This is a genomic window from Streptomyces sp. NPDC002619, from assembly GCF_042889305.1.
Classification (GTDB): Bacteria; Actinomycetota; Actinomycetes; order Streptomycetales; family Streptomycetaceae; genus Streptomyces.
The window spans coordinates 1-1370 of sequence record NZ_JBIAQV010000159.1 but is presented as its reverse complement, the minus strand read 5'-3'; the positions used below and the strand labels follow the sequence as shown (position 1 = coordinate 1370).

Here is a 1370-nt window from a genome sequence, read left to right as displayed (position 1 = left end):
CTAGAAGACTGCTGAAAATCTCGGGTTCTGGCCCCGGCTCGGTGGAGTTGGGGCCAGTCTTGTGGGCATGCAGGGGGAATGGGCCGGGGAGATGGTCGGGCCGGATGTGTGGGAGACCTGCCGGGAGTTGATCCCGGCAGGGAGTGTGTTCGCGTTCCTGGCCGAACATCGCGAGGCGCTGTTCCCGCCGTCGATGTTCGCGGACATGTATCCCTCGTCCAACGGCCGTCCGAGTCTGCCGCCGCAGGTGCTGGCCGCGACGGTGGTGTTGCAGAGCCTGCAGGGGCTGTCGGACTTCGAGACGGTCCAGGAACTGCGGTGTGACCTGCGGTGGAAGGCCGCTTGCGGGCTCGGGCTGTACGACATGGCGTTCGATCCGTCGCTGCTGACGTACTTCCGGCGTCGGCTGCGTCATTCGGCCGATCCGATGCGGATCTTCACCAAGGTCAAAGAGGTCGTGGCCGCGACCGGTGTGCTCAAGGGCAAGCAGCGGCGCGCTTTGGACTCCACTGTGCTCGATGACGCGGTGGCCACCCAGGACACCGTCACCCAGATCATCTCCGCGATCCGCCGGGTGATCCGCGAGGTCCCCGGTGCCCCGGAGGTGGCCGCGGGGCACTGCCGGGCGCACGACTACACCGACCCGGGCAAGCCGAGGATCGCCTGGGACGACGAGTCGGCCCGCGCCGCGCTGGTCGACGCGCTGGTCACCGACGCCCTCAACCTGCTCGGGCGCCTGCCCGAGCAGAACCTGGGCGAGAAGGCGGCGAACGCGGTCGGCCTGCTGGCCCTGGTCGCCGGCCAGGACGTGGAACCCGCCGAGGACTCCGACGGGCGCGATGGCCGCTGGCGTATCGCGAAGCGCACGGTGGCGGACCGGGCGGTGTCCACCGTCGACCCCGACACACGGCACATCCACAAAAACCGCACCCGTCACCAGGACGGCTTTAAAGGGCATGCGTCTTTCGAGCCGGAGACCGGCCTGTTCACGGCCGTCGCCCTGACCAGCGGCTACGGTCCCGACAATCACGAGGCCGCCGTCGCCTGCGATCTTCTGGAGGGGGAGGACGGCGAGTTAACCGTGCTCGGCGACTCTGCCTACGGCACCGGCGACCTGCGCGCACAACTGCAGGCCGACGGCCACACCCTGGTGATCAAGCCGCCGCCGCTGCGGCAGGCCGTCCCCGGCGGCTTCACCATCGACGACTTCCGTATCGACCAGGCCGCCGGCGCCGCAACCTGCCCGGCCGGACACACCGCCAACCTCGGCCAGAACAAGGCAGACGGCGCCCGCACCGCCCAGTTCAAGCGCGCGTGCACCGGCTGTCCCCTGCGAGAACGCTGCACCACCTCCAAGACCGGACGCACCC

1 protein-coding gene is annotated in these 1370 nt (G+C 69.4%); it reads left to right on the top strand.

Annotation, left to right across the window (positions count from 1 at the left end; translation table 11 throughout):
- Positions 1 to 67 precede the first annotated feature (67 nt).
- A partial coding sequence (locus ACFYXB_RS45990; protein ID WP_389591480.1) for an IS1182 family transposase occupies positions 68 to 1370 on the top strand: 1303 nt, incomplete at its 3' end.